Below are 23,616 nucleotides of genomic sequence, written 5' to 3'. Positions count from 1 at the left end.
GTGTGCGAGTTCGCCGTCGGTCCCTGGAGGCGCAGGAGGGTGACGGAGCGAAGCGGAGTCGCCCGAGAAGCCGAAGGGGCCGACTTGAGGCGAACTCGCCGGCCGAGCGAAGCGAGGCCCAAAAAACACAGGTAGCTCAGAAACCGGGCAGCGAGCGAAGCGAGTCGCCTGCCAGAGCGTCGTCCTCACCTATCAAACGACCGGAGCGCTGCGAGTCGCCAGCCAGAGCGCCCCTACCCTCCAAACGGCCGCACAACCAAAAACTGTCGGGGGTCCCTCCTACCGTCCGTCATGACGTGCTACGTGACGTGATATGGAAAGGAGACGCCATGATCATCGACTGCGACACTTGCGTGGTCCGGGGCGACGCGTGCCGGGACTGTGTCATCAGCGTGCTGTTGGGCGCGCCACCCAGCGTGGAGTTGGACGGTTCGGAGCAACGGGCGATCACCGCATTGGCGGACGCCGGATTGGTACCGAGACTGCGGCTGGTCGCCCCGCAGGCAGATCGTCGACCATGCGCCGAACGGTCGCCAGACAGCGCCGAGCGGGGCGAGCGACAGGTCGGATGACCAACGTCGCTGGTCACAACGTGGAGTCGGCCCTACTCCGAATGTGTGGCAGGCCACCCTCGTGCCTTTTTTCACGACCCGGTGGTGGACGCCGAGGCTCACGTTTCGTAACCTAGCCGAGATCTCGCGGTGGCCAGTCATCCAACCTGGGTGGCAACGCGAGGTCGCCGCCGAATCGGCCCGTCGGGGAGCCGAACCGGACAACCCCCCGTTGGTTGCGTAGGTACAGGCCGGTCTGCGAACGCGCATACTGCCTGGTAGGGCGAGTCTCCGCCCGCATCTGCCAGCCAATCCGGTAGGCGGTGTCAGGACGAAGGGAGACACGCGCGACGTGGCGTCGCAACGACTCAAGCGCAGCATGCGCGGGGCCCTCACGGCGACGGCGGTAGCGGTTGCGGCAGTGAGCCTCACGCCAGCCCCCGCGAGCGCCGACCCCGCTCCACCCGCCAACGCTTCTGAAGCGCTCAAGAAGTACAACGACCTGTCCCAGCAGAGCGAGAAGCTCGCCCAGGACCTGCTCAAGGCCCAGGGCGACCTCGACGCGAAGAACGGCGAGCTGGACAAGGCCAACAACGACAACAACCAGGCGCTCCAGGCCGAGCAGCAGGCCAAGGGCGACGAGGAGCAGTTCCGCGGCCAGGTCGACCAGCTGACCGAGGCGTCCTTCGAGGGCGCGCGGTTCAACCAGCTCTCCGCACTGTTGGTCAGCAGCTCGCAGACGGACTTCCTGAACCGCATGTCCGCGCTCGGCGTGCTCGCCTCCGACAACAAGGAGGCCCTCGACCGGCTCTCCGGCGCGGTGTCGAAGAAGGCCGACGCGCAGAAGCAGACGCAGGACGCCTCGCAGCGCGCCCAGGACGCTCAGGCCGCCGCAGCCAAGCTGACGTCGGACATCAACAACCAGAAGAAGGACGTCGACGCGCAGGCCGCGCAGGCCAAGCAGGCGTTCAACTCGCTCAGCGCCAGCGAGAAGAACACGCTGAACTCCGTCGGCGACAAGGGCAGCGTCACCATCCCGACCGGTGACATCGGCGCGGTGATCGCGTTCGCCCAGGCCCAGCTCGGCAAGCCGTACGTGTACGGCTCCAACGGGCCGGCCTCCTGGGACTGCTCCAGCCTGACCCAGCACTCGTACGCTGCGGCCGGTATCCCGATCCCGAGGACCAGCTACGCACAGGCGACAATCGGCCGGTCGGTGTCCCGCAGCGAGGTCCAGGCCGGCGACCTGCTCATCTACTACTCCGGTCAGAGCCACGTGGCGCTGGCGATCGACAACCAGCGTGCGATCCACGCGTCCACCGAGGGTGTCCCGGTCAAGATCGCGACCATCGACAGCATCGGGCCGATCAACGTGATCCGGCGGGTCGTGGGTTGAGCATCGTGAGTTAGCACGCTGCCCGCGGCTCCTTCCAGCCGCGGATTGCGAGATTTCTCCCGGCTCAGGGCCGGCACCCGCGCCGGGTGCCGGCCCTGAGCCGTTTGCGCCTCGTACGATCGCCGGTGTGAGCGGGATGGCCCGGTACCGGGCCTGGTTGGTCGCGGCGGTGGCCGTGGCCCTCATCGTCGGGTTGGCGCTGGTCTCCCAGTCGCCGGCCCGGTCCGGCATGTCCGACGGCGCGGCGGCCGCCAGCTCGAACGACGCGCGGCAGCGCGCCGTCACGGAGCTGCTGCGTCGCCGCTCGGACGCCGTGGCGCACCGGGACCGGGACGCGTTCCTCGCGACGGTCGATCCGCAGGCCGACGACGCCTTCCGCGCCGCGCAGGCCGGCGTGTTCGACAACCTCGCCGACGTGCCGCTCGACTCGTGGTCCTACCGGCTGGACCCGGCCGGCGTGCTGGATCCGGGCTCGTCGCCTACGGGCGTGCGGACGGCGAGCGAGCTCTGGGCGCCCGGTGTCGAGCTGGACTACGCGCTCGCGGGTGTCGACACCGCGCCGACCACCCGCCAGATGGGCTACCTGTTCGCCAGGCGCGGCCACGACTGGTATCTCGCCTCGGACACCGCGCTGGAGTCGCACGGCAGGCGCACGTGGCGCGGACCGTGGGACTTCGGGCCGTGTCAGGTGCTGCGGACCGCGTCGGGCATGGTGATCTCGCATCCCGGCAACGACGCGATGGCGCACCGGGTGGCCGGCGAGCTGGACGCGGCCGTCGCGGCCGTGAGCGAGGTGTGGGGCGGGGAGTGGTCCAGGCACCTGGCCGTGCTGCTGCCGACGGATGTCGCGGAGACGCAGGCGCTGATCGGGTCCGAGTTCGCGGTGGACGGCATCGCGGGGGTCGCGTTGTCCGACCGGGTCGACCCGGCGACGCACACGGCGTTCGGCCAGCGGGTGGTGTTGAACCCGAAGAGCACGGGAGCCCTGTCGGCGGCGGCGCTTCGGGTGGTGCTGCGGCACGAGACGACGCATGTCGCGGCGCGCGGCTCGACCGTGGACGGCGCGCCGATGTGGCTGTTGGAGGGCTTCGCGGACTACGTCGGCTACCGCGACAGCGGGCTGGCCGTGCCGAGGGCGGCGCCCGATCTGGCCGCGGCCGTGCGGTCCGGCGTGCTGCCGACGGCGCTGCCGGGGGACGGCGACTTCCACTCGGGGGCAAGCAAGATCGACCTCGCCTACGAGCAGGCCTGGACCGTGAACGTCTACCTGGCCGGGCGCGTCGGCGAGCACGGGCTGGTCGAGTTGTATCGCCGGCTGGCCGGGTTGGGGCGGGCGGCCGACGCGGATGTCGACACGGTGTTGCGGGAGTCGGTCGGCACCGATCGGGCCGGGTTGCTGGCCGGGTGGCGGGAGTATCTCGGGCAGACGCTGGGCTGACCCGCTACGCCGCGGACCTCGAAAGGGTTGCCAACGGGTTTGTCCAGTCCTGGATTCAGATCTCCAGCTTCCCTTCAGGAAGCGCCGGTAGGGTTCGGGCGGTGCGTCGGACCCTTCTGGTGACCAATGACTTCCCGCCTCGACCCGGGGGGATCCAGTCGTATCTGCACACGCTGGCCACCAGACTGCCCGCCGACGATCTTGTTGTTTACGCACCGTCCTGGGCGGCCAGTTCCGGCTCGCATCCGGAGTTCGACGCGGCCCAGCCGTTCCAGGTCGTGCGCCATTCCAGCTCGTTGATGCTGCCCACGTCGGACGTGCTGCGCAGGGCGTCGGAGATCGTGCGGTCCGAGAAGTGCGAGGCGGTGTGGTTCGGCGCGGCGGCGCCGCTGGCGCTGCTCGCGCCCAAGCTGCGGGAGGCCGGCGCGCAGCGGATCGTGTCGTGCACGCACGGGCACGAGGTCGGCTGGTCGATGCTGCCGGGCGCGCGACAGGCGTTGCGGCGCATAGGATCCACTTCGGACGTCGTCACGTTCGTCAGTCGCTACACGCGTTCGCGGTTCGCCTCGGCGTTCGGTCCGATGGCCGCGCTCGAGCACCTGCCGTCCGGTGTGGACACTGAGGTCTTTCGGCCGGATCCCGTTGGGCGCGCGGAGATTCGCGTGCGGCACGGACTCGGCGACCGTCCCGTGGTGGTGTGCGTATCCAGGCTGGTCTCCCGCAAGGGACAGGACATGCTGGTGCGGGCGCTGCCGACGATTCGCCGGCAGGTGCCCGACGCGGTGCTGTTGCTCGTCGGCGACGGGCCCGTTCGGCCGCGGCTGGAGCGGCTCGCCTCGGCGTGCGGGGTGAGCGAGCACGTCGTGTTCACCGGCGCGGTGCCGTGGTCGGAGTTGCCCGCGCACTATTCGGCGGGCGACGTTTTCGCCATGCCGTGCCGGACCCGGGGCAGGGGACTGGACGTCGAGGGCCTCGGGATCGTGTATCTGGAGGCGTCGGCGGCCGGATTGCCCGTCGTCGCCGGGAGTTCCGGCGGGGCGCCGGAAACCGTGCGGGACGGCGTCACCGGGAATGTCGTCGACGGTGAGGACGTCGCCGAGATCGCCACTGCCGTCGGGCGATTGCTCTCCGATCCCGGGCAGGCCGCAAAGATGGGCCAGGCCGGCCGGGAGTGGGTTTCGGACAACTGGCGGTGGGACGACATGGCGGCCCGCCTAGTTTCGTTGATTAACGGCTGACTCTTCGAGTTCTGGCGGCGGCACACCGTATTCCGCCTCGAATCCCCACTCCAGCTCGCCCGGCCTTCGTTGTGCGGGCCCGTTCCCTCAGATCGTGCCCGGTCAGATCGCGGCCAGTCAGATCGTGCCCAGAAGGGCACGGACAGCGGGGGCATCCGGAGCGGTCAGGCGATCCAGGAGCGGCAGCGCCTCCGTCAGGCACTGCCTGGCCTGGTCGAGGCGTTCGGTTCGGGCCAGCGCCGCGCCAAGCACGTGCAGGGTTCTGGCCTCCCCGAGGACGTGTCCCGTGGCGCGCTGGACGGCCAGGGCCAGTTCCGCCTGCGCGACGGCCTGCTGCGGCTCGCCGAGGGCGAGGCTCGCCCAGGCCAGTTCGGTGCGGGCGAGGCCCTCGGTGACGCGCAGGCCGGCGTCCTCGGTGATGGCCAGCACCTGCCGGCACAGGGTGACCGACTCGGCCGCCTTGCCGAGCGGACGGCGGGTCATCGCCAGGCCGAGCAGCGCCCGCGCCTCGGCCAGCCGGAAGCCGACCTTTCGCGCCTTGGTCACCGCCTGCTGGTACTGCTGGTCCGCCTTGGCCAGGTCGCCGAGCCGCAGGTTGCCCTCGCCGAGGACCACCAGGACGTTGGTGGTGATCTGCTGGTCGCCGTTCTCGGCCAGTGCGGCCACGGCCAGCTCGGCCTGTTCGACGGCTCGGTCGTAGCGGCCGAGTTCGAGGTGCACCGCGGCCATGCTCTCCAGGACCTGGGCGGTGCTCTCGTGGTAGCCGAGCTCCTCGCTGATGCGCAGCGCCTGCGTGTGGTGCGCCATGGCCCCTGCCGGGTCGCCGAGGAGACGGGCCGCGATGCCGAGGCTGTTGTGGCAGGTCGCCTCGTTGGCCCGGTAGCCGTGGGCCCTGCTGATCCGCAGCGACTCGGTGAGGTGGCCGGTGGCCTCGGCGAGGTCGCCGGTCTCGATGGAGAGCAGGCCGAGGTTGATCAGCACGTTGGCCTCGCCGCCGTCGTCCTTGGTGTTGGCGGCGCGCTTCATCGTCAGGCAGCGCAGGTAGTTCTGCTTGGCCGAGGCCAGGTCGCCCAGTTCCACGTGGACCAGGCCGAGGTTGTTCAGGATGCCCGCCACCGCGTCGTCGTTGCCGAGGTCGCGGTAGAGCCCGAGGCACCGGTTGTAGTGCTCGGACGCGGCGGGGTAGTCGCCGAGGGTCCAGTGCAGCATGCCGAGGTTCTGGTACATCGCGGCCTCGGCGGGGCGGTGGTGTTCGGTGTGCGCGGCGTGCAGGCCGACGCGCGCCGTGGTGAGCCAGTCCGTGACGTGCTTGCCGAGCCACAGGTAGCCGCGCATCGCGTCGGCCAGCCGCCACGCCGTCGCGGCGGGGCCGAAGTCGCCGGTGTGCTGGATCGTGGCGGTCAGGTTCGGCCGTTCGAGGTCCAGCCAGCGCAGGGCGTCGGCGTGGCTGTCGATCTCGGGCATGCGGACCGAGGGCCGTCGGGTCGATGGCAGCCGCAGCATGTCCGGGTAGAGGACCTCGGCGCAGCGGTCCACCGCCTGGAGGTAGAAGTCGAGCAGCCTGGTCCGCGCGGCGGCGTGCTGGGGCTCGGACTCCTGCTCAGCCGCCCGCTCGATCGCGAACAGCCGGAGCAGGTCGTGGAACTGGTAGCGGCCTGGCGTGTGCTCCTGGAGCAGGCTCGCGGACACGAGTTCGGTCAGCAGCTCGTGTGCCCTGGCGACCTGGCAGTCCAGCAGGTTCGCCGCGGCGTGCACGCCGAACTCGGGGCCCGGCACGAGGCTGAGCAGCCGGAACAGGCGTTGCAGCTCCGGCTTGAGCGCCGCGTAGGACAGGTCGAACGCGGCCAGGACGGCGGCCTCCTGGTCGCCGTCGACCGACAGCGCGGAGAGGCGGTCGCCGACGCGCAGCTCGGTGGCGTACTCGGTGACGGTCCGGTCGTCGCGGCCGGCCAGGTTGGCCGCCGCCACGCGCAGCGCTAGGGGGAGATGAGCGCAGAGGGTGGCCAGCTCGCCCGTCGCGGCGCGCTCGGCGCGGACGGTGTCGGGGCCGAGGATGCTGGCCAGCAGCTCAACGGACTCGGCGGGGTCGAGGACGTCGAGGGGCACCCGCCTGGCGCCGTTCATCGCCGTGAGGCCGCGCAGGTCCTCGCGGCTGGTCACCAGGACCGGGCAGCTCGGGTCGCCGGGCAGCAGCGGGCGCACCTGGTCGGGGGCGGCGGCGTTGTCCAGGACCACCAGGAGCCTGCGGCCCGACAGCAGCGAGCGGAACATCGTGCTCTGCTCGTCGGCGTCGAGGGGGATCTGCTCGGGCGGCACGCCGAGCGCGCGCAGGAACCTGGCCAGCACGTCGACCGTGGTCAGCGGCGGGCCACTCGCGTAACCGCGCAGGTTCACGTAGAGCTGGCCGTCGGGGAAGACCTTGCGCAGCAGGTGGGCGACGTGCACGGCGAGGGCGGTCTTGCCGATGCCCGGCGGTCCGGACAGGGTGACGATCGGCACCGCGGTGCTTGGCTCGCTCGGCGCGATCAGGTCGATGATGCGGTCGACGAGGTGGGCCCTGCCGACGAAGTCGCCGATGTCGGCGGGCAGCTGCGCGGGCACCTCGGTGTCCTGGTCGCCGGGGACCGTCACGGTGTGCGGCTGGGGCGCGGCGAGGGTGGGGTCGCCGACGAGGATCGCGTGGTGCAGCTCGCGGAGTTCCTCGCTGGGGTCGATGCCGAGCTGCTCCTCAAGGAGACGGTCGACCTGTCGGAACGCGTCCAGCGCCTCGGCCTGGCGGCTGGACCGGTAGAGGGCCAGCATCAGCTGGCTCCAGAACCGCTCGCGCAGCGGGTACTCGCTGGTGAGCGCGCGCAGCTCGCTGACGAGCGCGGCGTGCCGGCCGACGCCGAAGTCCACGTCGATGCGCTGTTCGAGCACGTGCAGGCGCTGCTCGACCAGCCTGGGCACCTCCTCGCGGTGCAGCACGTCGGAGGGCACGTCGGCAAGGGCCGGTCCGCGCCAGAGGTCGAGGGCCCTGGTGAATGCCTCGGCCGCCGCGGCCGGGTCGCCAGCGTTCCTGGCCAGCCTGCCCCGCTCGGCCAGGTCGGCGAACGCGTAGACGTCGACGTGGCTGGTCGGGACGCGGATCTGGTAGCCGTCCGGCACGGTTCTGATCAGCGACGGGTCGCCGAGCGTCTGCCGCAGCCGCATCACGTAGGTCTGGAGCGTGCCCCTCGTCCTGGCCGGCGGGGAGTCCTCCCACAGGCGCTCGACCAGCTCGTCGATGGGCACGACGCGGTTGGCGCGCAGCAGCAGCGCGGCCAGGAGCACCCGGTGTTTGCCGGCCCGCACCGGAGCCACCCGGCCGTCGAGGCGTACCTCCAGTGGCCCGAGCAACCGGAACTCCGGACTCGAAGCCATCGACGTCCCCTCGACCTTCCTGTCGTCCCACCGGTTTCACCGTGCAGGTGCGTGCTCGTCCCGACCTTGGCCAACCGAGCCCGATCAGGCAACCACTGCCCGCTCGACCAGCGTATTCGCGCTCGGTGAGCAAGTGTGACCGCCGCGTCAGCGATACGACAGTGGGTTCGGGCAATCTTTCAAATGTCCCGGTCAGGGGGGCCGGGACCACCAACTCGGGTCCATGACGGACAACGTCGTACGGCATGGTCCGGCGAACACTGGGGGTCGGATGGCCCGCGCCAGCAACGTGGGCGCGGGCCATCCGCCATTTAGAGCTTCTAACACGATGGGGAGCCGAACAGTCATCGTGTTAGAAGCTCTTGATTCGCCGTCGACCTCGTCCGACCGTCCGCAGGCCCGAACAACGCGACAGCCCCCGCCACGGGGATCGGCGGGGGCTGTCGCGTGTCCTGGGTCGGGCGGCTCAGCGGGTGTACATCGAGGCGATGTCCTTGGCGTAGGTCTCCGCGACGACCGAGCGGCGCAGCTTGAGGCTCGGCGTCATCTCGCCGCCCGCCTCGGTGAAGTCGATCGGCAGGATCCGGAACTTCTTGATCGCCTCGGCCTTGGACACGGCTTTGTTGGCCTCGTCGACGGCGCCCTGCACCTCGGCGACCAGGTCGACGTCGTCGATCAGGTCGGCGACGTCGGCCTCGGCCGCTTTGCCGTGCAGCTTCTTCCACGCGGGGAAGAACTCGGGGTCGATGGTGATCAGCACGCCGATGAACGGCTGCTGGTCGCCGACCACCATGCACTGGCTGATCAGCGGGTTCAGCCGGAGCCGGTCCTCGAGCACGGCGGGGGAGACGTTCTTGCCGCCCGCTGTGACGATGATCTCCTTCTTGCGTCCGGTGATCTTGAGGAAGCCGTCCTGGTCGAGCTCGCCGATGTCGCCGGTGTGGAACCAGCCGTCGTCGAGGGCCTCCTTGGTGGCGACCTCGTTGTCCCAGTAGCGCTGGAACACGATGTCGCCCTTGATCAGCACCTCGCCGTCCTCGGCGATCCTGGCCGTGGTCCCGGCGATCGGCTTGCCAACGGTGCCGACCCGGAACGCGCCGGCGGTGTTCACGCAGGCCGCCGCGCTGGTCTCGGTCAGGCCGTAGCCCTCGAACACCGGCACGCCGACACCGCGGAAGAAGTGCGCGAGCCGGTCGCCCAGCGGCGCGCCGCCGGAGACCGCCGCGATGCACCGGCCGCCGAGGGCGGCCCGCAGCTTGACGTAGACGAGCTTGTCGAACAGGGCGTGCTTGATCCGCAGGCCGAGCCCGACGACGCCCCGGTCGGTGGCGTGGCTGAACGCGATGGCGGTGGCCTCGGCCGCGTCGAAGATCTTGCCCTTGCCCTCGGCGTGCGCCTTCTGCTTCGCGCCGTTGTAGACCTTCTCGAACACCCTGGGCACCGCGACGACGAACGTCGGCCGGAAGGTGCCAAGGTCGGCGACCAGGTTCTTCACGTCCGGGGTGTGGCCGAGCGTGGTGCGCCCGTACACGCAGCACAGGGCGATCGCCCTGGCCAGGATGTGTGCCATCGGCAGGAACACCAGCATCGACTTGCCCGGCTGCATCAGCTGCGGGAACGCGTTCATGTCCGACCGCACCTCGCTGAGGATGTTGCGGTGGGTCAGCTCGCAGCCCTTGGGGCGGCCGGTGGTGCCCGAGGTGTACACGAGCGTGGCGAGGTCCTCGGCGCGCACCGAGCGGCGACGCGTGTGCACGTCCTCGTCGGCGACCTCGGCGCCGAGCGCGGTCAGCTCGTCGATGGCCCCGGCGGCGCCGTCCGGCGCTGGCCCGTCGATCTGCCACAGGTGCAGCAGCTCGGGCAGCCGGTCGACCACGGTGTCCACGGTGTCGCGGTGCGCGGTGGTCTCGACGACGACGGCCCGCGCCGAGGAGTTGGACAGGATCCACTCGACCTGCTCGGTCGAGGACGTCTCGTAGATCGGCACCGTGACGCAGCCTGCCGCCCAGATGGCGTAGTCCAGCAGCGACCATTCGTACCTGGTCTTCGACATCAGGGCGACCCGGTCGCCTCGGTGCAGACCGGCGGCGATGAGCCCCTTGGTGACGGCGAGGACCTGCGCGGCGAAGTCACGCGCCGTGACGTCCACCCAGGTGCCGTCGATCCGGCGACGGAAGCTGACGGCGTTGCCGAAGCGCTCCGCGTTCGCCCACACCATGTCGGTGAGGTTCTCCTCCTCAGCCACCGTCGCAGTGGCGGGAACGCTGAACTCGCGCACGTCAACCTCCGGGCCTGTCTTTTGTTACCGGTGAGGCAACTTAGCTTGTCGTTCGGCCGACTGGGTAGGCCACCATGCGGTTACGTGACCGTGTCGTGGCAGTCTGCACGCCGTGCCGACCGTGGACGTCGTCGACGAGACCTTTATCGCGGTACCGCCGAAGGTGGTAGCCGCGGCCTTTTCTGCGCCGTCGTCGTGGCGGCGGTTCTGGCCGGACCTCACCCTCGACGTATACGCCGATCGGGGGATCGCGGGGTTGCGCTGGACGGTCCGGGGCGCGTTGGTCGGAACGATGGAGATCTGGCTGGAGCCGATGCTCGACGGCACCGTGCTGCACTACTTCCTGCGCGCGGACCCGCCGGCCGAGGACGGCAGGCCCGCGACGCCGACCCCCCGCGCCGCGCAGCGCGAGGTGCGCCGCCGCCAGCGGGCCGCGAAGGGCGTGGCGCTGGCGCTGAAGCGGGAGCTCGAGGACGGCCGGGCCCCCGGCTGCCCGCCGCCCGCGTGGGAGTGATCGAGACTGGTGGGGACCGATCACCCGATCGTCGCGTAGGTTCGAGGTGTGCGGGTCCATGTGGTGTCCGACGTGCACGGCAATGCCGAGGCGCTGGCGCGGGCGGGTGACGGGGCGGATGCCCTCGTGGTGTTGGGCGATCTGATCGACTTCGTCGACTACCACGATCACTCCAAGGGAATTCTCGGCGCGGTGTTCGGGCCGGAGAAGGTCGCGAAGTTCGCGGAGCTGCGGCGCGGGCGCGTCAGCGCGGACACCGCCGCCTACGTCCGGTCGATGTGGGCCAGCCTCGCCGACGCGGGCGCCGTGGTGCGGGAGGCGCTGCACGAGCAGTACGAGCGCCTGTTCGGGGCGCTGACGGTGCCCACCTACGCCACCCCGGGCAACGTGGACGCGCCCGACCTGTGGCCGGACTTCGCTGGCGAGGGCGTGACCATCCTGGACGGCGGGGTCGCCGAGCTGGGCGGGCTGCGGTTCGGTTTCGTCGGCGGCGCTCTGCTGCCGCCGGGTGGGGTGCTGCGCAGGGGCGGCCCGTGGCATCCCTACCTGCGCACCGAGGAGGAGTTCGGCGCGGCCGTCGTCGGGCTCGGCGAGGTCGACGTGCTGTGCACGCACATCCCGCCGGCCGTGCCGGAGCTGACCTACGACGTGATCGCGCGGCGCAGCGAGTTCGGCTCGACGACGCTGCTCAAGGTCATCGAGCGGGACCGGCCGAGGTGGTCGGTGTTCGGCCACGTCCACCAGCCGCTGAGCAGGCGGGCCAGGCTCGGCTGGACCGAGTGCGTCAACGTCGGGCACTTCCAGCGCACCGGCAAACCCCACGTGCTGCGGTGGTGAACGGCGCGCGGTCAACTACCGGGTAACCTGCCCGGCATGGCCGATGAGTCCACCCAGTCAATCGTGATCGACGCGCCGCCGGAGCGGATCATGGACGTCGTCGCGGACTTCGCGGCGTACCCGGAGTGGGCGAACGGCATGAAGAAGACCGAGGTGCTGGAGGCCGGCCCCGACGGTCGAGGGGCGCAGGTCCGGTTCAACCTGGATGCTGGTCCGGTGAAGGACGAGTACGTGCTGGCCTACACCTGGGCGGCCGACGGGCTGTCGGTGGACTGGACGCTGGTCAAGGGCCAGATGCAGAAGTCCCAGAAGGGCAGCTACCGGCTCGTGCCGAGCGGCGCGAGCACGACGGTGACCTACACGCTCGCCGTGCAGCTGGTCATCCCGATGATCGGCCTGTTCCGGCGCAAGGCCGAGAAAGTGATCATGGACACCGCGCTGAAGGAGCTCAAGCGCCGCGTGGAGAACGCGGCCTGACCGCGCATACCGGGAAGAAGAACACGTGCGGGTCCTCCTGTTCACGGGCAAGGGCGGCGTCGGGAAGACCACTCTCGCCGCCGCAACCGCCGCGACGCTCGCCTCGGGCGGGCGCAAGGCACTCGTGGTGTCCACCGACCCCGCGCACTCCCTCGGCGACGCGCTCGGCGTCGCGCTGACCGACCGGCCCGCCCAGGTCGAGGACGCGGACGGGCTGTTCGCCGCCCAGGTGAACGCGCGCGGGCTGGCCGACGACGCCTGGCGTGACCTGCGCGGCCACCTCGGCACGCTGCTGACCGGCGCCGGTGTCGACGAGCTGGACGCCGAGGAACTGACCGTGCTGCCCGGCGTCGAGGAGCTGCTTGCGCTCGCCGAGGTGCACCGGCTGGCCGAGGCGGGCCCGTGGGAGACCGTGGTCGTCGACTGCGGCCCGACGGCGGAGACGCTGCGGCTGCTCGCCCTGCCCGAGGCGTTCGCCGGCTACCTCGAACGGCTTTTCCCCACGCACCGCAGGGTCGTGCGCGGGCTGCTCGCCGGGCTGGCCGGCAGCGGCACCGTCGACCGGTGGGACAACACCGCCGACGCGCTCGGCAGGCTGGCCGAACAGCTCGACGCGCTGCGCGGCCTGCTGACCGACCGGGACACCACCAGCGTGCGGCTCGTGTGCACGCCGGAGCGCGTGGTCGCGGCCGAGACCCGGCGCACGCTGACCGCCCTGGCGTTGCAGGGCATCCGGGTGGACGGCGTGATCGCCAACCGGCTGGTGCCCGACGCGGGCAAGGGCAGGGGAGCGGCGGCGGACTGGCTGCGCACCAGGCGGGCCGAGCAGCAGGCCGTGCTCGCGGAGCTGCGCGCCGCGGCCGAGCTGACCGGCGTCGCCGGCGCCGTGCAGGCCGTCGAGCACCGCGCGGCGGAACCCGTCGGCGTGCCGGCGCTGCTTGAGGTCGGCGGCCAGCTCTACGGGGGCCGGGACCCGCTGGTCGGGCAGGACGACGGCGCGGGCCCGCTGCTGGAACTGTCCGGCGGCGGCCGCAGCGCCGACGCCGAGTACCTGCTGCGGATCGCCGTGCCGCTGGCCGAGGACGCGGACCTCGGGCTGGCCAGGGTCGGCGACGAGCTGGCCGTGACCGTGGACGGCCGCCGCACGCTCGTGGCGCTGCCCGCGGTGCTGCGTCGCTGCGTGGTGACGGCGGCGGACCTCGACGAGACCGGGTTGGTGGTGCGGTTCCGCCCCGACCCCAGCCTGTGGATTCGGTGACGCCATGACCGACAAGCCGTCCGACCAGGGGCTCACCGAGGAGCTTCGGCTGCTGTTGACCGCCGTCGCGGACCGGGCTCAGCCCTGGCTCCAGCGCGTCGCGACCGCCGCCGAGCCGAGCGAATCGGGCGAATCGGGCCAGCACGACGCGCGGACCTGCGGCTGGTGTCCGCTGTGCGCCGGCATGGCGCTGCTGCGCGGCGAGCGTCCCGAGCTGGCCGCGAAGGCCGCCGAACACGCCGTCGGGCTGCTCACCGTGCTGCGCGCCGCCCTCCGCGAGCCCGCGCGGGAACCGCGGTCCCCGCAGGCCGATGGCGCGCCAGCCGAGGAACCCGCCACGGCTGCGCAGCAGGACTCGCCGCGCGTGCAGCGGATCGAGGTCCGCCGCCGCGCCGAGACCCCTGGCGACCGGGAGACCGGGTGCTGACCATCGGCGTGGACGTCGGCGGCACGAGCGTCCGGGCTGGGGTGGTCGACGGCGAGGGCCTGGTGCTGGACACCGAGCGGGCCGGCACGCCGAAGGGCGAGGCCGCGCTGGAGGACACCATCACGGCGGCCGTGTCGCGGCTGCTCGACCGGCACGACGCGACCGCCGTCGGCCTCGCCGTGGCCGGCTTCGTCAACTCCGACCGCCGCAGGGTCCGGTTCGCCCCGCACCTGGCGTGGCGGGACGCGCCCGTCGCGGACCGCATCTCGCACCGGCTCGGGCTGCCCGTGGTGCTCGAACACGACGCGAACGCGGCGGCGCTGGCCGAGTACCGGTTCGGCGCGGCGCGGGGCGCGCACGTCGCCGTGCTCGTCGCGATCGGCACCGGCATCGGCGGCGCGCTGCTCGTGGACGGTCAGGTGTTCCGTGGTGCGCACGGCGTCGCCCCCGAGCTCGGCCACCTGCGGGTCGTGCCGGACGGCAGGCCCTGCCCGTGCGGCAAGAACGGCTGCTGGGAGCGCTATTGCAGCGGCACCGCGCTGAGCACGACCGCGATCGAGCTGCTGGCGAAGTACCCTGGCACGTCCAGCCTGCTGGCTGCGCAGGTCGCCGAGGACGTCAACGCGGTCACCGGGCGTCGGGTGGCCGGGGCGGCGCGGGACGGCGACGCCCTCGCGCAGCGCGCCTTCGGCGAGCTGGCCAGGTGGCTTGGCGAGGGGCTGGCGCTCGTCGCGGACGTCTACGACCCCGAGGTTGTGGTGATCGGCGGCGGCGTGTCCGAGTCGGCCCCGCTGTTCCTCGACGACGCCCGCGAGCACTACGCGGCCATCGTGACCGGGGCGGGGCACCGGCCGCTGGCGCGGATCCGCACCGCCCAGCTGGGCGACGACGCCGGCATCGTCGGCGTGGCGACGATGGCGCGCGACCTGGCCGCGCGGACCGTGCGCAACGGCCGGGGCCACTAGTAATCACGAATTGGTCTCTTCCAGGTCGCGATAGCGTAACGGCAGTCTCCGTGGGTGGGAATTCATCCTCCTCGTAGTGCCCGTCGCAGTACCCGGAAGCGATCGATCGGCGGCGGTTTTCGGGTTCCCGACGAGGGAGAATGCTGAACCGCCGACTTACTGCCACCGCGGAGGCGGCACCATGACCGAGATCGCGGACCCCGTCCCTGTCGTGCACCCCGCCTCGCAGACCCCGACCCAGAGCCGGTTCGGCCTCACGCTGTTCCGGGACCCGCTGCGGATCCCGCCCGTCCTGCGTCCCAGGTCGCGCGGCGGCGTCGGCGAACTGGTCGTGCGGATGTCCGCCGCGAGGGTGCGGCTGCACTCCGAACTGCCCGAGACCACCGTCTGGGGCTACGGCGGGCGCTTCCCCGGCCCGACCATCGAGGTCCGGCGCGGCGAGCGGCTCAGAGTGAGCTGGGTGAACGCCCTGCGCGGCGGCTACCCGGTCCTGTCCGTCGTCGGCACGACCACCCCGCCAGCCGACCCGGCCGAGGCGAGCCTGCCCGGCTACGACCGCGCCAGGTACCGGGCGTCCGACGCCGTCTCCATGCTGCCGCCGTGGACGGTCACGCGGTTGCACGGCGCGGACACGCCCTGCCCACGCGGCAACGCCGTGCTGCCTGGCGACTCCCAGCTCGCCGAGTACACCAACGACCAGCCAGCGGCGGCGCAGTGGTACCACGACCACGCCATGGCGATCACCCGCTGGAACATGACGAGCGGGCTGCTCGGCCTGTACCTGATCCGCGACGACGAGGAGGACGCGCTCGAACTGCCGTCCGGCCGCCGCGAGGTCCCGCTGATCATCTGCGACCGCAACCTCGACACCGACGCTGAGGGCAGGCTGACCGGCCGGCTGCTGCACAAGGTCGAGGCGGCCGGGCCGACCGACCACGGCACGAGCGTGGGGACGCGCCCGTTCGCCGGGCCGTTCACCCTGGTCAACGGCGGAATCTGGCCGCACATGGTGGTCGAGCCGAGGTGGTACCGGTTCCGCGTGCTCAACGCGTCCAACGCGCGCACCTACCGGCTCGCCCTGACGCACCGGGACGAGTCCGGCGTGCGCAGGGTGCCCGAGGCCGCGGTGCGGCTGATCGGCACCGACGCCGGGCTGCTCGGCGCGCCGGTGCCGGTCGGCGACGACCTGGTGCTCGCGCCGGGCGAGCGCGCGGACCTGCTGGTGGACTTCGGCGCGTTCCGGGGCGACTCGCTGCGGCTGCTGGACACCAGCCAGGACGCGCCGCTCGGCGAGCCCGACCCCGCCGCAAGCCTGGTCGAGCCCGCCGTCATGGAGTTCCGGGTGAACCGGCACCAGGGTTGGGGCCGGTTCGAGCTCCCGGCCGTCCTGTCCCCGGGATACCGGCGGCTCGACCGGGAGTCGCTGCCGGCCGGGCACCGCCGTCGACTGGTCGCGCTGGTCCCGCCGGGCACGACGGGCCGCCCCGAGATGTGGGAGCTGGAGCCTGCGGGCCCAGGCGAGGCCGGCGTGCTGACGCTGCGGCGCGCGGACGGCCGCCCGGTCCTCTACCGGCGGCTGAGCCGCGGCCCCGGCGACCCCGTCGCGTTCCGGGTCGCGCACGGCAGCTGGGAGGTGTGGGACTTCGTGAACCTCGGGGGGCCGGGCCGCCAACCCACCTTCCCGGTGCACATCCACCCCGTCCGCTTCCAGATCCTTGGCAGGGCGCGCTGTCTGGTCGACGGGGCCACGGCGACCTGGGCCGCCGACTGCGCGCTGTCCGCGCACGAACAGGGCTGGAAGGACGTCGTGCGGGTCGGGCCTGGCGAGCTGGTGTCAGTGGCGGCGCAGTTCACCGGCGGCACCGGCCAGTTCGGCTACCACTGCCAGATCCTCGAGTACCAGGACACGATGAGCCGGCCGTTCGCCGTGGTGCCGAGGCAGATCCTCCAGGCCCTCTGACCCCTGCTGCCCCAGCCGTTCCTCGGCGCGGATCAGAGCTGCGCGCCGTCGTCCCAGCCGGAGTCCGACGGCGGTCCCTGGCGCATCCGCAGCACCAGCCAGCCGACACCGGCGCTCATCGCGACGAGGCCGAGCGGCGTGCCGATGCGGCTCTGGAGGCCGATGAGTCCCGGCGCGACCAGCAACAGGATCCCGATCACGAACAGCGCGAGCGCGCCGATCGTGCCGGCCCGCAGCGGCGGCAGCGGCGGCGGCTCCGGCGGCACGAAGTGGTCGTCGTCGGAGTGCTCCGGCAGCGGCTGGCTCGGCCGCCACGCGGCCTCCGTCGGCGCCTCGACCGGAGTCTCCAGCGTCGCGGGTTCCTTGGTCTGCTCGGCCGAGCGGGGATCACTCTCGAACAGGTCGACGTGATCCGGCCAGCGCGCGCTGACACCCTCGCGCTCCAGCCCCGCGACGATCTCCGCGAACGCCGCGTCGACGTCTTCCGGGCCATTGCCCTGGCGACCGGTCAATGCCCCTCCCCACTGCGGGCGCGTCTGTCCGCTTCCATCGTCGCATGCCGGATGGGGGAGCGAGTGCGCCTCTCGGTGGCATTGTTGCCGAGCATCGCCGCCTGCGTTGTGCCTGGGTGGCCACGCTCCGTACGCTGGATGGGTCTGGCGGCAGCTGACCTAGCGGAAGGAGGCGCTGTTCCCGGTGGTGTACTTCCTGATGAAGTGGGTCCTGATCGGGCCGGTGCTCAAGTTGTTCTTCCGGCCACGCATCGTCGAGGGCGCCGAGTACATCCCGGCCGAGGGCGGCGTGATCCTGGCCAGCAACCACCTGGCCGTCTCCGACTCGTTCTTCCTGCCGTTGACGATCTCCCGCAAGGTGACCTTCCCGGCGAAGATCGAGTACTTCACCGGCAAGGGCGTCAAGGGCTGGATCAAGAAGACGTTCATGTCCGGCGTCGGGCAGGTGCCCATCGACCGGTCGAGCGCGTCGGCCGCGCAGGCCGCGCTGGACACCGGGGTCCGGTTGCTCCGCGAGGGCAAGCTGCTCGGGATCTACCCGGAGGGCACCAGGTCCCCGGACGGCCGGCTGTACAAGGGCAAGGTCGGCGTCGCGTGGATGGCGCTGGAGGCCGGCGTCCCGGTTATCCCGGTGGCCATGTTCGGCACCGACAAGGCAAACCCGATCGGCTCCAAGATGTGGCGGCCGTACCCGATTCGGATCAAGGTCGGCAAGCCGCTGGACTTCTCCAGGTACGAGGGCCTGTCCGGCGACCGGTTCGTGCTGCGCTCGGTCACCGACGAGATCATGTACGCCCTGATGGAGCTGTCCGGCCAGGAGTACGTGGACATCTACGCGACCAAGGCCAAGGAGGATCTGGCCGCCGCGGAACGTCCCAAGGTGCCGGGCCAGCAGGCCACGCGGGCGGACCGGCTGCCGGAGACCAAGGCGGGCTGAGCGGGTCCGTCAGCGGGTCCGGGCGGTTCCGCATCTCGGCAGGCACATAGGGTGACGTGGTGCGGTTCTTCTACGACTGTGAGTTCATCGAGGATGGCGTGACCATCGACCTTGTGTCGATCGCGGTGGTCGACGAGGAGGGCCGCGAGTTCTACGCCGTGTCCACCGGGTTCGATCCGGAACGCGCCGGCCCGTGGGTGCGCCAGAACGTGCTGCCCAAGCTGCCGCCGCCGGCGAACCCCGCCTGGCGCAGCCGGGCCAGGATCCGCGAGGACCTGCTGGAGTTCGTTGGTGGCAAGGGAACCAACCGGGACGACATCGAGCTGTGGGCCTGGTTCGCCGCCTACGACCATGTCGCGCTCGCCCAGCTGTGGGGCGCGATGCCCGCGTTGGCGCGCGAGCTGCCGAGGTTCACCCGCGACCTCCGGCAGCGCTGGGAGGACGTCGGCAAGCCCAAGCTGCCGCAGGCGCCGACCGACGCGCACGACGCGCTCGCCGACGCGCGGCACAACCTGGCTCGCTGGAAGGTGATCGAGGCCGAGCGCCGACGCCTCGGCTTCCCCGTGCGCTGACTCCGTGCGCTGATCCCGTGCGCTGACCCGGTTGCGGCCCATCCATCGGGCTGATCCGCCGACCGGGGGTGATTTCCCGATCGTTACCGCATCGTGGACGGGATGTTGCTGCACCGATCCAGTCCGTGACACGCTCTGCCCTGCGACGCGTGATGCCGGACACGTGGTGCCGGCGCGGCAGCGGTGCCGGCGCGGCAACCGGAAAGACGAGGCGAACAGATGCGCATCGGTGTGCTCACTGGCGGTGGTGACTGCCCGGGGCTGAACGCGGTGATCAGGGCGGTGGTCCGCAAGGGCGTCGAGGTCCACGGCTGGGAGATCATCGGGTTCCGCAACGGTTGGCAGGGGCCCATGGAGGGGCTGACCAGGCCGATCGGGCTGAACGACGTCGAGGACATCCTCACCCGTGGCGGTACCATCCTCGGGTCCTCGCGGACCAACCCGTACAAGATCGACGGCGGCGTGGAGAAGATCCGCGGCGTACTGGCGGACCAGGGCGTCGACGCGCTGATCGCGATCGGCGGCGAGGACACCCTCGGCGTGGCCAAGCGGTTGACCGACGACGGCATCGGTGTGGTCGGCGTGCCCAAGACGATCGACAACGACCTCGGCGCGACCGACTACACGTTCGGTTTCGACACCGCGGTGCACATCGCGACCGAGGCGATCGACCGGCTCCGCACCACTGCGGAGTCCCACCACCGGGCGCTCGTCGTCGAGGTGATGGGCCGGCACGCTGGCTGGATCGCGCTGCACTCCGGCCTTGCCGGCGGCGCGAACGTGATCCTGGTGCCGGAGCGGGAGTTCAGCCTCGACAAGGTCGTCAAGTGGGTGACCAGCCGGTTCGAGCGGCAGTACGCGCCGATCATCGTCGTCGCCGAGGGCGCCATGCCCGAGGGCGGTGCCGAGGTGCTCAAGACCGGGGAGAAGGACGCCTTCGGGCACGTCCGGCTCGGCGGCATCGGCACCTGGCTGGCCGACGAGATCGCGCACCGCACCGGCAAGGAGTCGCGGGCGGTCGTGCTCGGCCACACCCAGCGCGGCGGGACGCCGACGGCGTACGACCGCGTGCTGGCCACCCGCTTCGGCCTGCATGCCGTCGACGCCGTGCACGAGGGCGACTTCGGCGTGATGGTCGCGTTGCGCGGCACCGACATCGTGCGGGTCAAGCTCGCCGAGGCGACCGCCGAGCTGAAGACGGTGCCGATCGAGCGCTACGCCGAGGCCGAGGTCTTCTTCGGCTGAGCCGTTTCGGCCTGGGCTCGAGTCGTTCCGGCCAAGCTGTTCCGTTGGCCGAGCCGTTTCGCAGACTGGTCCGTTGGTGGGCTCGGGGCGGCCGTCGGGTCGCTCCGAGCCCTGTCCTCCGACCGCCCGTTGGCCGGTTCGGCTCAGCCTGCCGGTTCGGCTCAACCTGCGGTGAGCGCCCCGAGGTCGAGGTACGCCGCGAACGTGCCGAGCCAGTGCTCCGCCGCGTACCCGTGCCCGAACACGTACCCCCAGCCGGCCTCCCGGTGCGCGGCCGAGGCCGTCACGGCCAGGTCGCGATGCCGGTGGTCCTGGGGCAGCGCGGCGGCGATCTTGCGCCAGCACCACGCCCTGGACAGCGCAAGGCCGGCCAGGTGCGAGCCGTACGGATCGGTCGGGTCCGGCACCGGGACGGGCTCCCGCAGCACCTGCCACCTCGGCGCGGCGACATCGGGCAGGAACGCGTCGAACCACGCCGCGAACTCGGGCCCGGTCAACGCCCGGCGCATCAGGTCGGCCTCGATCAGCGCGGGCGACAGGAAGTCCGCCGCGTCCGGTTCGAACCCGCCGTACCCGGCGTCCGAGCCGTGCCACCGCAGCGCGGCCGCCACCCCCACCGACTCCAGTTCCTCGTCGCCGACGGCGCGCGCCGCGTCGAGCACCAGGCCGGTGGCGAACGCGGTGTTGCCGTGGGTGCCGACCCGCATCGGCCACCGCGCGCCCGACTGCCACTCCAGCCACCTGCGGCGCACCGCGTCGGCGAGCGGGCGCAGCGCGGCCGACCACCGCGCGGCGTCGGCGTCGGCGACCGAGGCCGCCCACCCGCGCAGCTCGGCGTCCAACATCAGCAGCCAGCACCAGCCGTACGGCCGCTCCCAGTGCCGCCCGGCCGGGCTGGCGAAGAACTCCGCCTCCACGGCGCAGTTGGCCGGCGTGATCAGCCCGTCGAGCACGTCCCTGGCCGCCGAGGCCCCGGCGATCGCGGGGCGCAGCCGCAGCAGTCGCACGGCCAGCCAGGTCTGGTGCACGCAGGAATGCCAGTCGAACGAGCCGGCGAACACGGGGTGTCGCACCCGCTGCGGCACCAGGTCCCGATCGGATTCGATCAGGTGCGTCCAGTGCACCGGATAGTCGCGCTGGACGTTCGCCACGGCCGTGTCGAGTAACCGTCCGGCCGTGCCGTCATCCAATCGGGTCCACACCATCCGATCATGATGCCGGCCGAGGCCGCCGTCAGACAGAGCCAGAACGCCCGAGCTTCATTCCGCATTCGGGCAGGTGAGCATGGTCGAGCACGAACTGCCCGATCAGGTCGATTCAGTAGTGACGGCCGTCCCCTTGTGGCGCTGGCCGCCCCGCCCCCCTCCCACACCGTGGACCGCATACCCTTGGGGCGTGAACTGGACAGTGGACGTGCCCGTGGACACGCTTCCCGAGCTTCCTCCGCTCCCGCCCGAACTGCGCGCCCGCCTGGACAACGCGCTCGCCCGCCCCGCCGCGCAGCAGCCGGAGTGGCCGGACGCCGAGCAGGTCCGCCGGGTGCGCACGGTGCTGGAGAGCGTTCCCCCGATCACGGTGCCCGGCGAGATCGACCGGCTCCGTGATCAGCTCGCCCAGGTGGCTCGCGGCGAGGCCTTTATGCTCCAGGGCGGCGACTGCGCGGAGACCTTTGCGGACAACACCGAGCCGCACATCAGGGCCAACATCCGGACCCTGCTGCAAATGGCCGTCGTGCTGACCTATGGCGCGAGCGTGCCCGTGGTGAAGGTCGGCCGCATCGCCGGCCAGTACGCGAAGCCGCGCTCCTCTGGCATCGACGCGCTCGGCCTGCCGTCCTACCGGGGCGACATCATCAACTCGCTGGTCGCCACGCCGGAGGCCAGGGTCGCCGACCCGTCCAGGATGATCAGGGCGTACGCGAACGCCGGCGCGGCCATGAACCTGCTGCGCGCGCTGACCAGCGCCGGCATGGCCGACCTGCACCGGGTACACGACTGGAACAAGGACTTCGTGCGCACCTCGCCTGCTGGCGAGCGGTACGAGGCGCTGGCCGCCGAGATCGACCGGGGCCTGCGGTTCATGTCGGCCTGTGGTGTGCAGGACTCGTCGCTGCACACCGTGGAGATCTTCGCCAGCCACGAGGCGCTGCTGCTGGACTACGAGCGGGCGCTGCTGCGGCTGGACGTGTCCGGCGACCAGCCCAAGCTGTACGACCTGTCCTCGCACTTCCTGTGGATCGGCGAGCGGACCAGGCAGCTCGACGGCGCGCACATCGCGCTCGCCGAGCTGCTGGCGAACCCGATCGGCCTCAAGATCGGGCCGGGCACCACGCCGGAACAGGCCGTGGAGTACGTGGAGCGGCTCGACCCGCACAACATGCCGGGCAGGCTCACCCTGATCAGCAGGATGGGCAACGGCAAGGTGCGCGACGTGCTGCCGGCCATCGTGGAGAAGGTGACGGCGTCGGGCCACCAGGTCATCTGGCAGTGCGACCCGATGCACGGCAACACCCACGAGTCGAGCACCGGGTACAAGACCAGGCACTTCGACCGGATCGTCGACGAGGTGCAGGGCTTCTTCGAGGTGCACCGCAGGCTCGGCACTCACCCCGGCGGCATCCACATCGAGCTGACCGGCGAGGACGTCACCGAGTGCCTCGGCGGCGCGCAGGACATCTCTGACGCCGACCTGTCCGGCCGCTACGAGACGGCCTGCGACCCCCGGCTGAACACTCAGCAGTCGCTGGAACTGGCGTTCCTGGTGGCGGAAATGCTGCGTTCCTGATCTGTCGCACGACGACGTCGGCCCCGGTAGCGGATCGTTCGCTACCGGGGCCGACGTGTGTGGTCAGTTCAGGCCGGGTGTGACGAGCGGCAGGCCTGCGTCCTGGGCGGCCTTGCCGAGTCGCGTGTCGTAGGTGATGAACTGGACGAGCGCGGAACCGGCGAACTGCGCGGTCGCCAGGTGGATGGCGTCCAAGCTGCGCAGCGTCGGATCCGGCAGTTCGGCCGCGGCGGTTAGCACGGGCGCGATGGGGAGTCTCGCGCACCTGCTCAGAAGAATCCCCGCTTCTTCGTGCTTCTTCTCGTCCGATCCGTGTCGGATCAGTGTCCGGCTCACCTCCACCTTGGCCAGCTCACTGGAAACCGCGAACAGTCCTCGCTTGTTCTGCTCGGTGAGATGCGCGTCCAACGCGTGCGATTCCTTCTCGTCGAGCAGCAGTTTGACGAATGCGCACGAATCCAGATAGATCAATGGGTTTCTTCCTCGCGCATCTCGATGAGGACTTCCGACGCCGGCCGCTGTCCTGGCTCCGCCGGAGTCCGGCGCTTGCGCAGAAAGGCGAGCGCGTCAGCCTGTTCCGCGCGCCAGTCCGGCGACATGATTCCCGCCCTGATCAGCCCGCGGAGGGTGACCTCGGTCAGATCCGGCGGGATGATGGTGCCGACCAGCACGCCCTCGTCGGTGACCTCGACGCGTTCGCCTGCGGCAACATGCTCGAACACCTCGTGCGCATTGTGGGTCAACTCCCGCATGGTCACGCGGTGTGTTTCGACGTGTTGCTCGGCGTCCATGACATCCATGACGCCACGCTAAAGCGGCTCCTGT

21 protein-coding genes are annotated in these 23,616 nt (G+C 71.3%); 15 read left to right on the top strand and 6 right to left on the bottom strand.

All coding sequences use genetic code 11. From position 1 onward, the window contains the following. Positions 1-329 precede the first annotated feature (329 nt). From F0L68_RS43700 to F0L68_RS26335, 4 genes are all read left to right on the top strand, one after another. The gene (locus F0L68_RS43700) at positions 330-572 is read left to right on the top strand and encodes a hypothetical protein (RefSeq protein WP_149852499.1); all 243 of its coding nucleotides are present in this window, start codon (positions 330-332) and stop codon (positions 570-572) included. A 400-nt stretch (positions 573-972) separates the two neighbouring features. Then, positions 973-1,947 (top strand): C40 family peptidase, encoded by a 975-nt coding sequence (locus F0L68_RS26345; RefSeq protein WP_223199144.1) that lies wholly within the window; start codon positions 973-975, stop codon positions 1,945-1,947. 136 nt (positions 1,948-2,083) lie between these two features. Then, positions 2,084-3,385: a basic secretory family protein gene (locus F0L68_RS26340; RefSeq protein ID WP_223199147.1), complete on the top strand. Its 1,302-nt coding sequence runs from the start codon at positions 2,084-2,086 to the stop codon at positions 3,383-3,385. Positions 3,386-3,486: 101 nt separating this feature from the next. Continuing rightward, on the top strand, positions 3,487-4,623 hold the full coding sequence (locus F0L68_RS26335) for a glycosyltransferase family 4 protein (protein ID WP_149852497.1): 1,137 nt from the start codon (positions 3,487-3,489) through the stop codon (positions 4,621-4,623). A gap of 117 nt (positions 4,624-4,740) precedes the next feature. Here the strand turns inward: F0L68_RS26335 and F0L68_RS26330 are convergent, their stop codons facing one another. Beyond that, the gene (locus tag F0L68_RS26330) at positions 4,741-8,025 is read right to left on the bottom strand and encodes an AfsR/SARP family transcriptional regulator (protein WP_149852496.1); all 3,285 of its coding nucleotides are present in this window, start codon (positions 8,023-8,025) and stop codon (positions 4,741-4,743) included. A 466-nt stretch (positions 8,026-8,491) separates the two neighbouring features. Further along, positions 8,492-10,303: an AMP-dependent synthetase/ligase gene (locus F0L68_RS26325; protein WP_149852495.1), complete on the bottom strand. Its 1,812-nt coding sequence runs from the start codon at positions 10,301-10,303 to the stop codon at positions 8,492-8,494. A 103-nt stretch (positions 10,304-10,406) separates the two neighbouring features. Between F0L68_RS26325 and F0L68_RS26320 the strand changes: the two genes are divergently transcribed. The 7 genes from F0L68_RS26320 (at position 10,407) to F0L68_RS26290 (ending at position 16,741) form a co-directional block, all read left to right on the top strand. Beyond that, a complete protein-coding gene (locus F0L68_RS26320; protein WP_149852494.1) occupies positions 10,407-10,817 on the top strand; it encodes a polyketide cyclase / dehydrase and lipid transport in 411 nt (136 codons plus the stop codon). 48 nt (positions 10,818-10,865) lie between these two features. Beyond that, entirely contained in the window at positions 10,866-11,654 is a 789-nt protein-coding gene (locus F0L68_RS26315) for a metallophosphoesterase family protein (RefSeq protein ID WP_149852493.1), read from the top strand. Positions 11,655-11,690: 36 nt separating this feature from the next. After that, the gene (locus F0L68_RS26310; RefSeq protein ID WP_149852492.1) at positions 11,691-12,131 is read left to right on the top strand and encodes an SRPBCC family protein; all 441 of its coding nucleotides are present in this window, start codon (positions 11,691-11,693) and stop codon (positions 12,129-12,131) included. Positions 12,132-12,156: 25 nt separating this feature from the next. Next, positions 12,157-13,389 carry an ArsA family ATPase gene (locus tag F0L68_RS26305; protein WP_149852491.1) on the top strand — a complete coding sequence of 411 codons (1,233 nt, stop codon included), beginning with the start codon at positions 12,157-12,159 and terminating at the stop codon, positions 13,387-13,389. 4 nt (positions 13,390-13,393) lie between these two features. Then, positions 13,394-13,816 (top strand): hypothetical protein, encoded by a 423-nt coding sequence (locus tag F0L68_RS26300; RefSeq protein ID WP_149852490.1) that lies wholly within the window; start codon positions 13,394-13,396, stop codon positions 13,814-13,816. A gap of 8 nt (positions 13,817-13,824) precedes the next feature. After that, entirely contained in the window at positions 13,825-14,781 is a 957-nt protein-coding gene (locus F0L68_RS26295; RefSeq protein WP_438672322.1) for an ROK family protein, read from the top strand. A gap of 181 nt (positions 14,782-14,962) precedes the next feature. Beyond that, positions 14,963-16,741: a multicopper oxidase family protein gene (locus tag F0L68_RS26290; protein WP_149852488.1), complete on the top strand. Its 1,779-nt coding sequence runs from the start codon at positions 14,963-14,965 to the stop codon at positions 16,739-16,741. A 32-nt stretch (positions 16,742-16,773) separates the two neighbouring features. Here F0L68_RS26290 and F0L68_RS26285 read toward each other — a convergent pair whose 3' ends face one another. Then, positions 16,774-17,253, bottom strand: a complete 480-nt coding sequence (locus tag F0L68_RS26285; RefSeq protein WP_149852487.1) for a hypothetical protein — start codon at positions 17,251-17,253, stop codon at positions 16,774-16,776. Positions 17,254-17,437: 184 nt separating this feature from the next. Between F0L68_RS26285 and F0L68_RS26280 the strand changes: the two genes are divergently transcribed. The 3 genes from F0L68_RS26280 (at position 17,438) to F0L68_RS26270 (ending at position 20,007) form a co-directional block, all read left to right on the top strand. Continuing rightward, the gene (locus F0L68_RS26280) at positions 17,438-18,190 is read left to right on the top strand and encodes a lysophospholipid acyltransferase family protein (RefSeq protein WP_149852486.1); all 753 of its coding nucleotides are present in this window, start codon (positions 17,438-17,440) and stop codon (positions 18,188-18,190) included. A gap of 59 nt (positions 18,191-18,249) precedes the next feature. Next, positions 18,250-18,762 (top strand): polyadenylate-specific 3'-exoribonuclease AS, encoded by a 513-nt coding sequence (locus tag F0L68_RS26275; protein WP_149852485.1) that lies wholly within the window; start codon positions 18,250-18,252, stop codon positions 18,760-18,762. A 219-nt stretch (positions 18,763-18,981) separates the two neighbouring features. Then, positions 18,982-20,007, top strand: coding sequence for a 6-phosphofructokinase (locus F0L68_RS26270; protein WP_149852484.1), 1,026 nt, complete (start codon positions 18,982-18,984; stop codon positions 20,005-20,007). A gap of 161 nt (positions 20,008-20,168) precedes the next feature. On the opposite strand, the gene F0L68_RS26265 is transcribed toward F0L68_RS26270, so the two are convergent. Next, positions 20,169-21,212, bottom strand: coding sequence for a DUF2891 domain-containing protein (locus F0L68_RS26265; protein ID WP_149852483.1), 1,044 nt, complete (start codon positions 21,210-21,212; stop codon positions 20,169-20,171). Positions 21,213-21,402: 190 nt separating this feature from the next. Here F0L68_RS26265 and F0L68_RS26260 point away from each other — a divergent pair, with 190 nt between their 5' ends. After that, positions 21,403-22,791, top strand: a complete 1,389-nt coding sequence (locus F0L68_RS26260) for a class II 3-deoxy-7-phosphoheptulonate synthase (protein ID WP_149852482.1) — start codon at positions 21,403-21,405, stop codon at positions 22,789-22,791. Positions 22,792-22,854: 63 nt separating this feature from the next. Here F0L68_RS26260 and F0L68_RS26255 read toward each other — a convergent pair whose 3' ends face one another. Together F0L68_RS26255 and F0L68_RS26250 are read right to left on the bottom strand one after the other, a co-directional pair. Further along, positions 22,855-23,262 (bottom strand): type II toxin-antitoxin system VapC family toxin, encoded by a 408-nt coding sequence (locus F0L68_RS26255; protein WP_149852481.1) that lies wholly within the window; start codon positions 23,260-23,262, stop codon positions 22,855-22,857. Next, the gene (locus F0L68_RS26250; protein WP_149852480.1) at positions 23,259-23,582 is read right to left on the bottom strand and encodes a hypothetical protein; all 324 of its coding nucleotides are present in this window, start codon (positions 23,580-23,582) and stop codon (positions 23,259-23,261) included. The genes F0L68_RS26255 and F0L68_RS26250 overlap by 4 nt, the downstream gene beginning before the upstream one ends. Between the last annotated feature and the right edge of the window lie 34 nt (positions 23,583-23,616).

It is taken from the genome of Solihabitans fulvus, from assembly GCF_008386585.1.
Lineage (GTDB): Bacteria > Actinomycetota > Actinomycetes > Mycobacteriales > Pseudonocardiaceae > Solihabitans > Solihabitans fulvus.
The sequence above is the reverse complement of the archived record's forward strand: the minus strand, read 5'-3'. Positions and strand labels throughout refer to the sequence as shown.

What these genes read in the sequence shown, in the direction of transcription:
- F0L68_RS26340 (WP_223199147.1), top strand. Translation starts at nt 2,084, where the DNA reads ATGGCCCGGTACCGGGCCTGGTTGGTCGCGGCGGTGGCCGTGGCCCTC.
- F0L68_RS26290 (WP_149852488.1), top strand. Translation starts at nt 14,963, where the DNA reads ATGACCGAGATCGCGGACCCCGTCCCTGTCGTGCACCCCGCCTCGCAG.
- F0L68_RS26310 (WP_149852492.1), top strand. Translation starts at nt 11,691, where the DNA reads ATGGCCGATGAGTCCACCCAGTCAATCGTGATCGACGCGCCGCCGGAG.
- F0L68_RS26265 (WP_149852483.1), bottom strand. Translation starts at nt 21,212, where the DNA reads ATGGTGTGGACCCGATTGGATGACGGCACGGCCGGACGGTTACTCGAC.
- F0L68_RS26300 (WP_149852490.1), top strand. Translation starts at nt 13,394, where the DNA reads ATGACCGACAAGCCGTCCGACCAGGGGCTCACCGAGGAGCTTCGGCTG.
- F0L68_RS43700 (WP_149852499.1), top strand. Translation starts at nt 330, where the DNA reads ATGATCATCGACTGCGACACTTGCGTGGTCCGGGGCGACGCGTGCCGG.
- F0L68_RS26330 (WP_149852496.1), bottom strand. Translation starts at nt 8,025, where the DNA reads ATGGCTTCGAGTCCGGAGTTCCGGTTGCTCGGGCCACTGGAGGTACGC.
- F0L68_RS26270 (WP_149852484.1), top strand. Translation starts at nt 18,982, where the DNA reads ATGCGCATCGGTGTGCTCACTGGCGGTGGTGACTGCCCGGGGCTGAAC.
- F0L68_RS26250 (WP_149852480.1), bottom strand. Translation starts at nt 23,582, where the DNA reads ATGGACGCCGAGCAACACGTCGAAACACACCGCGTGACCATGCGGGAG.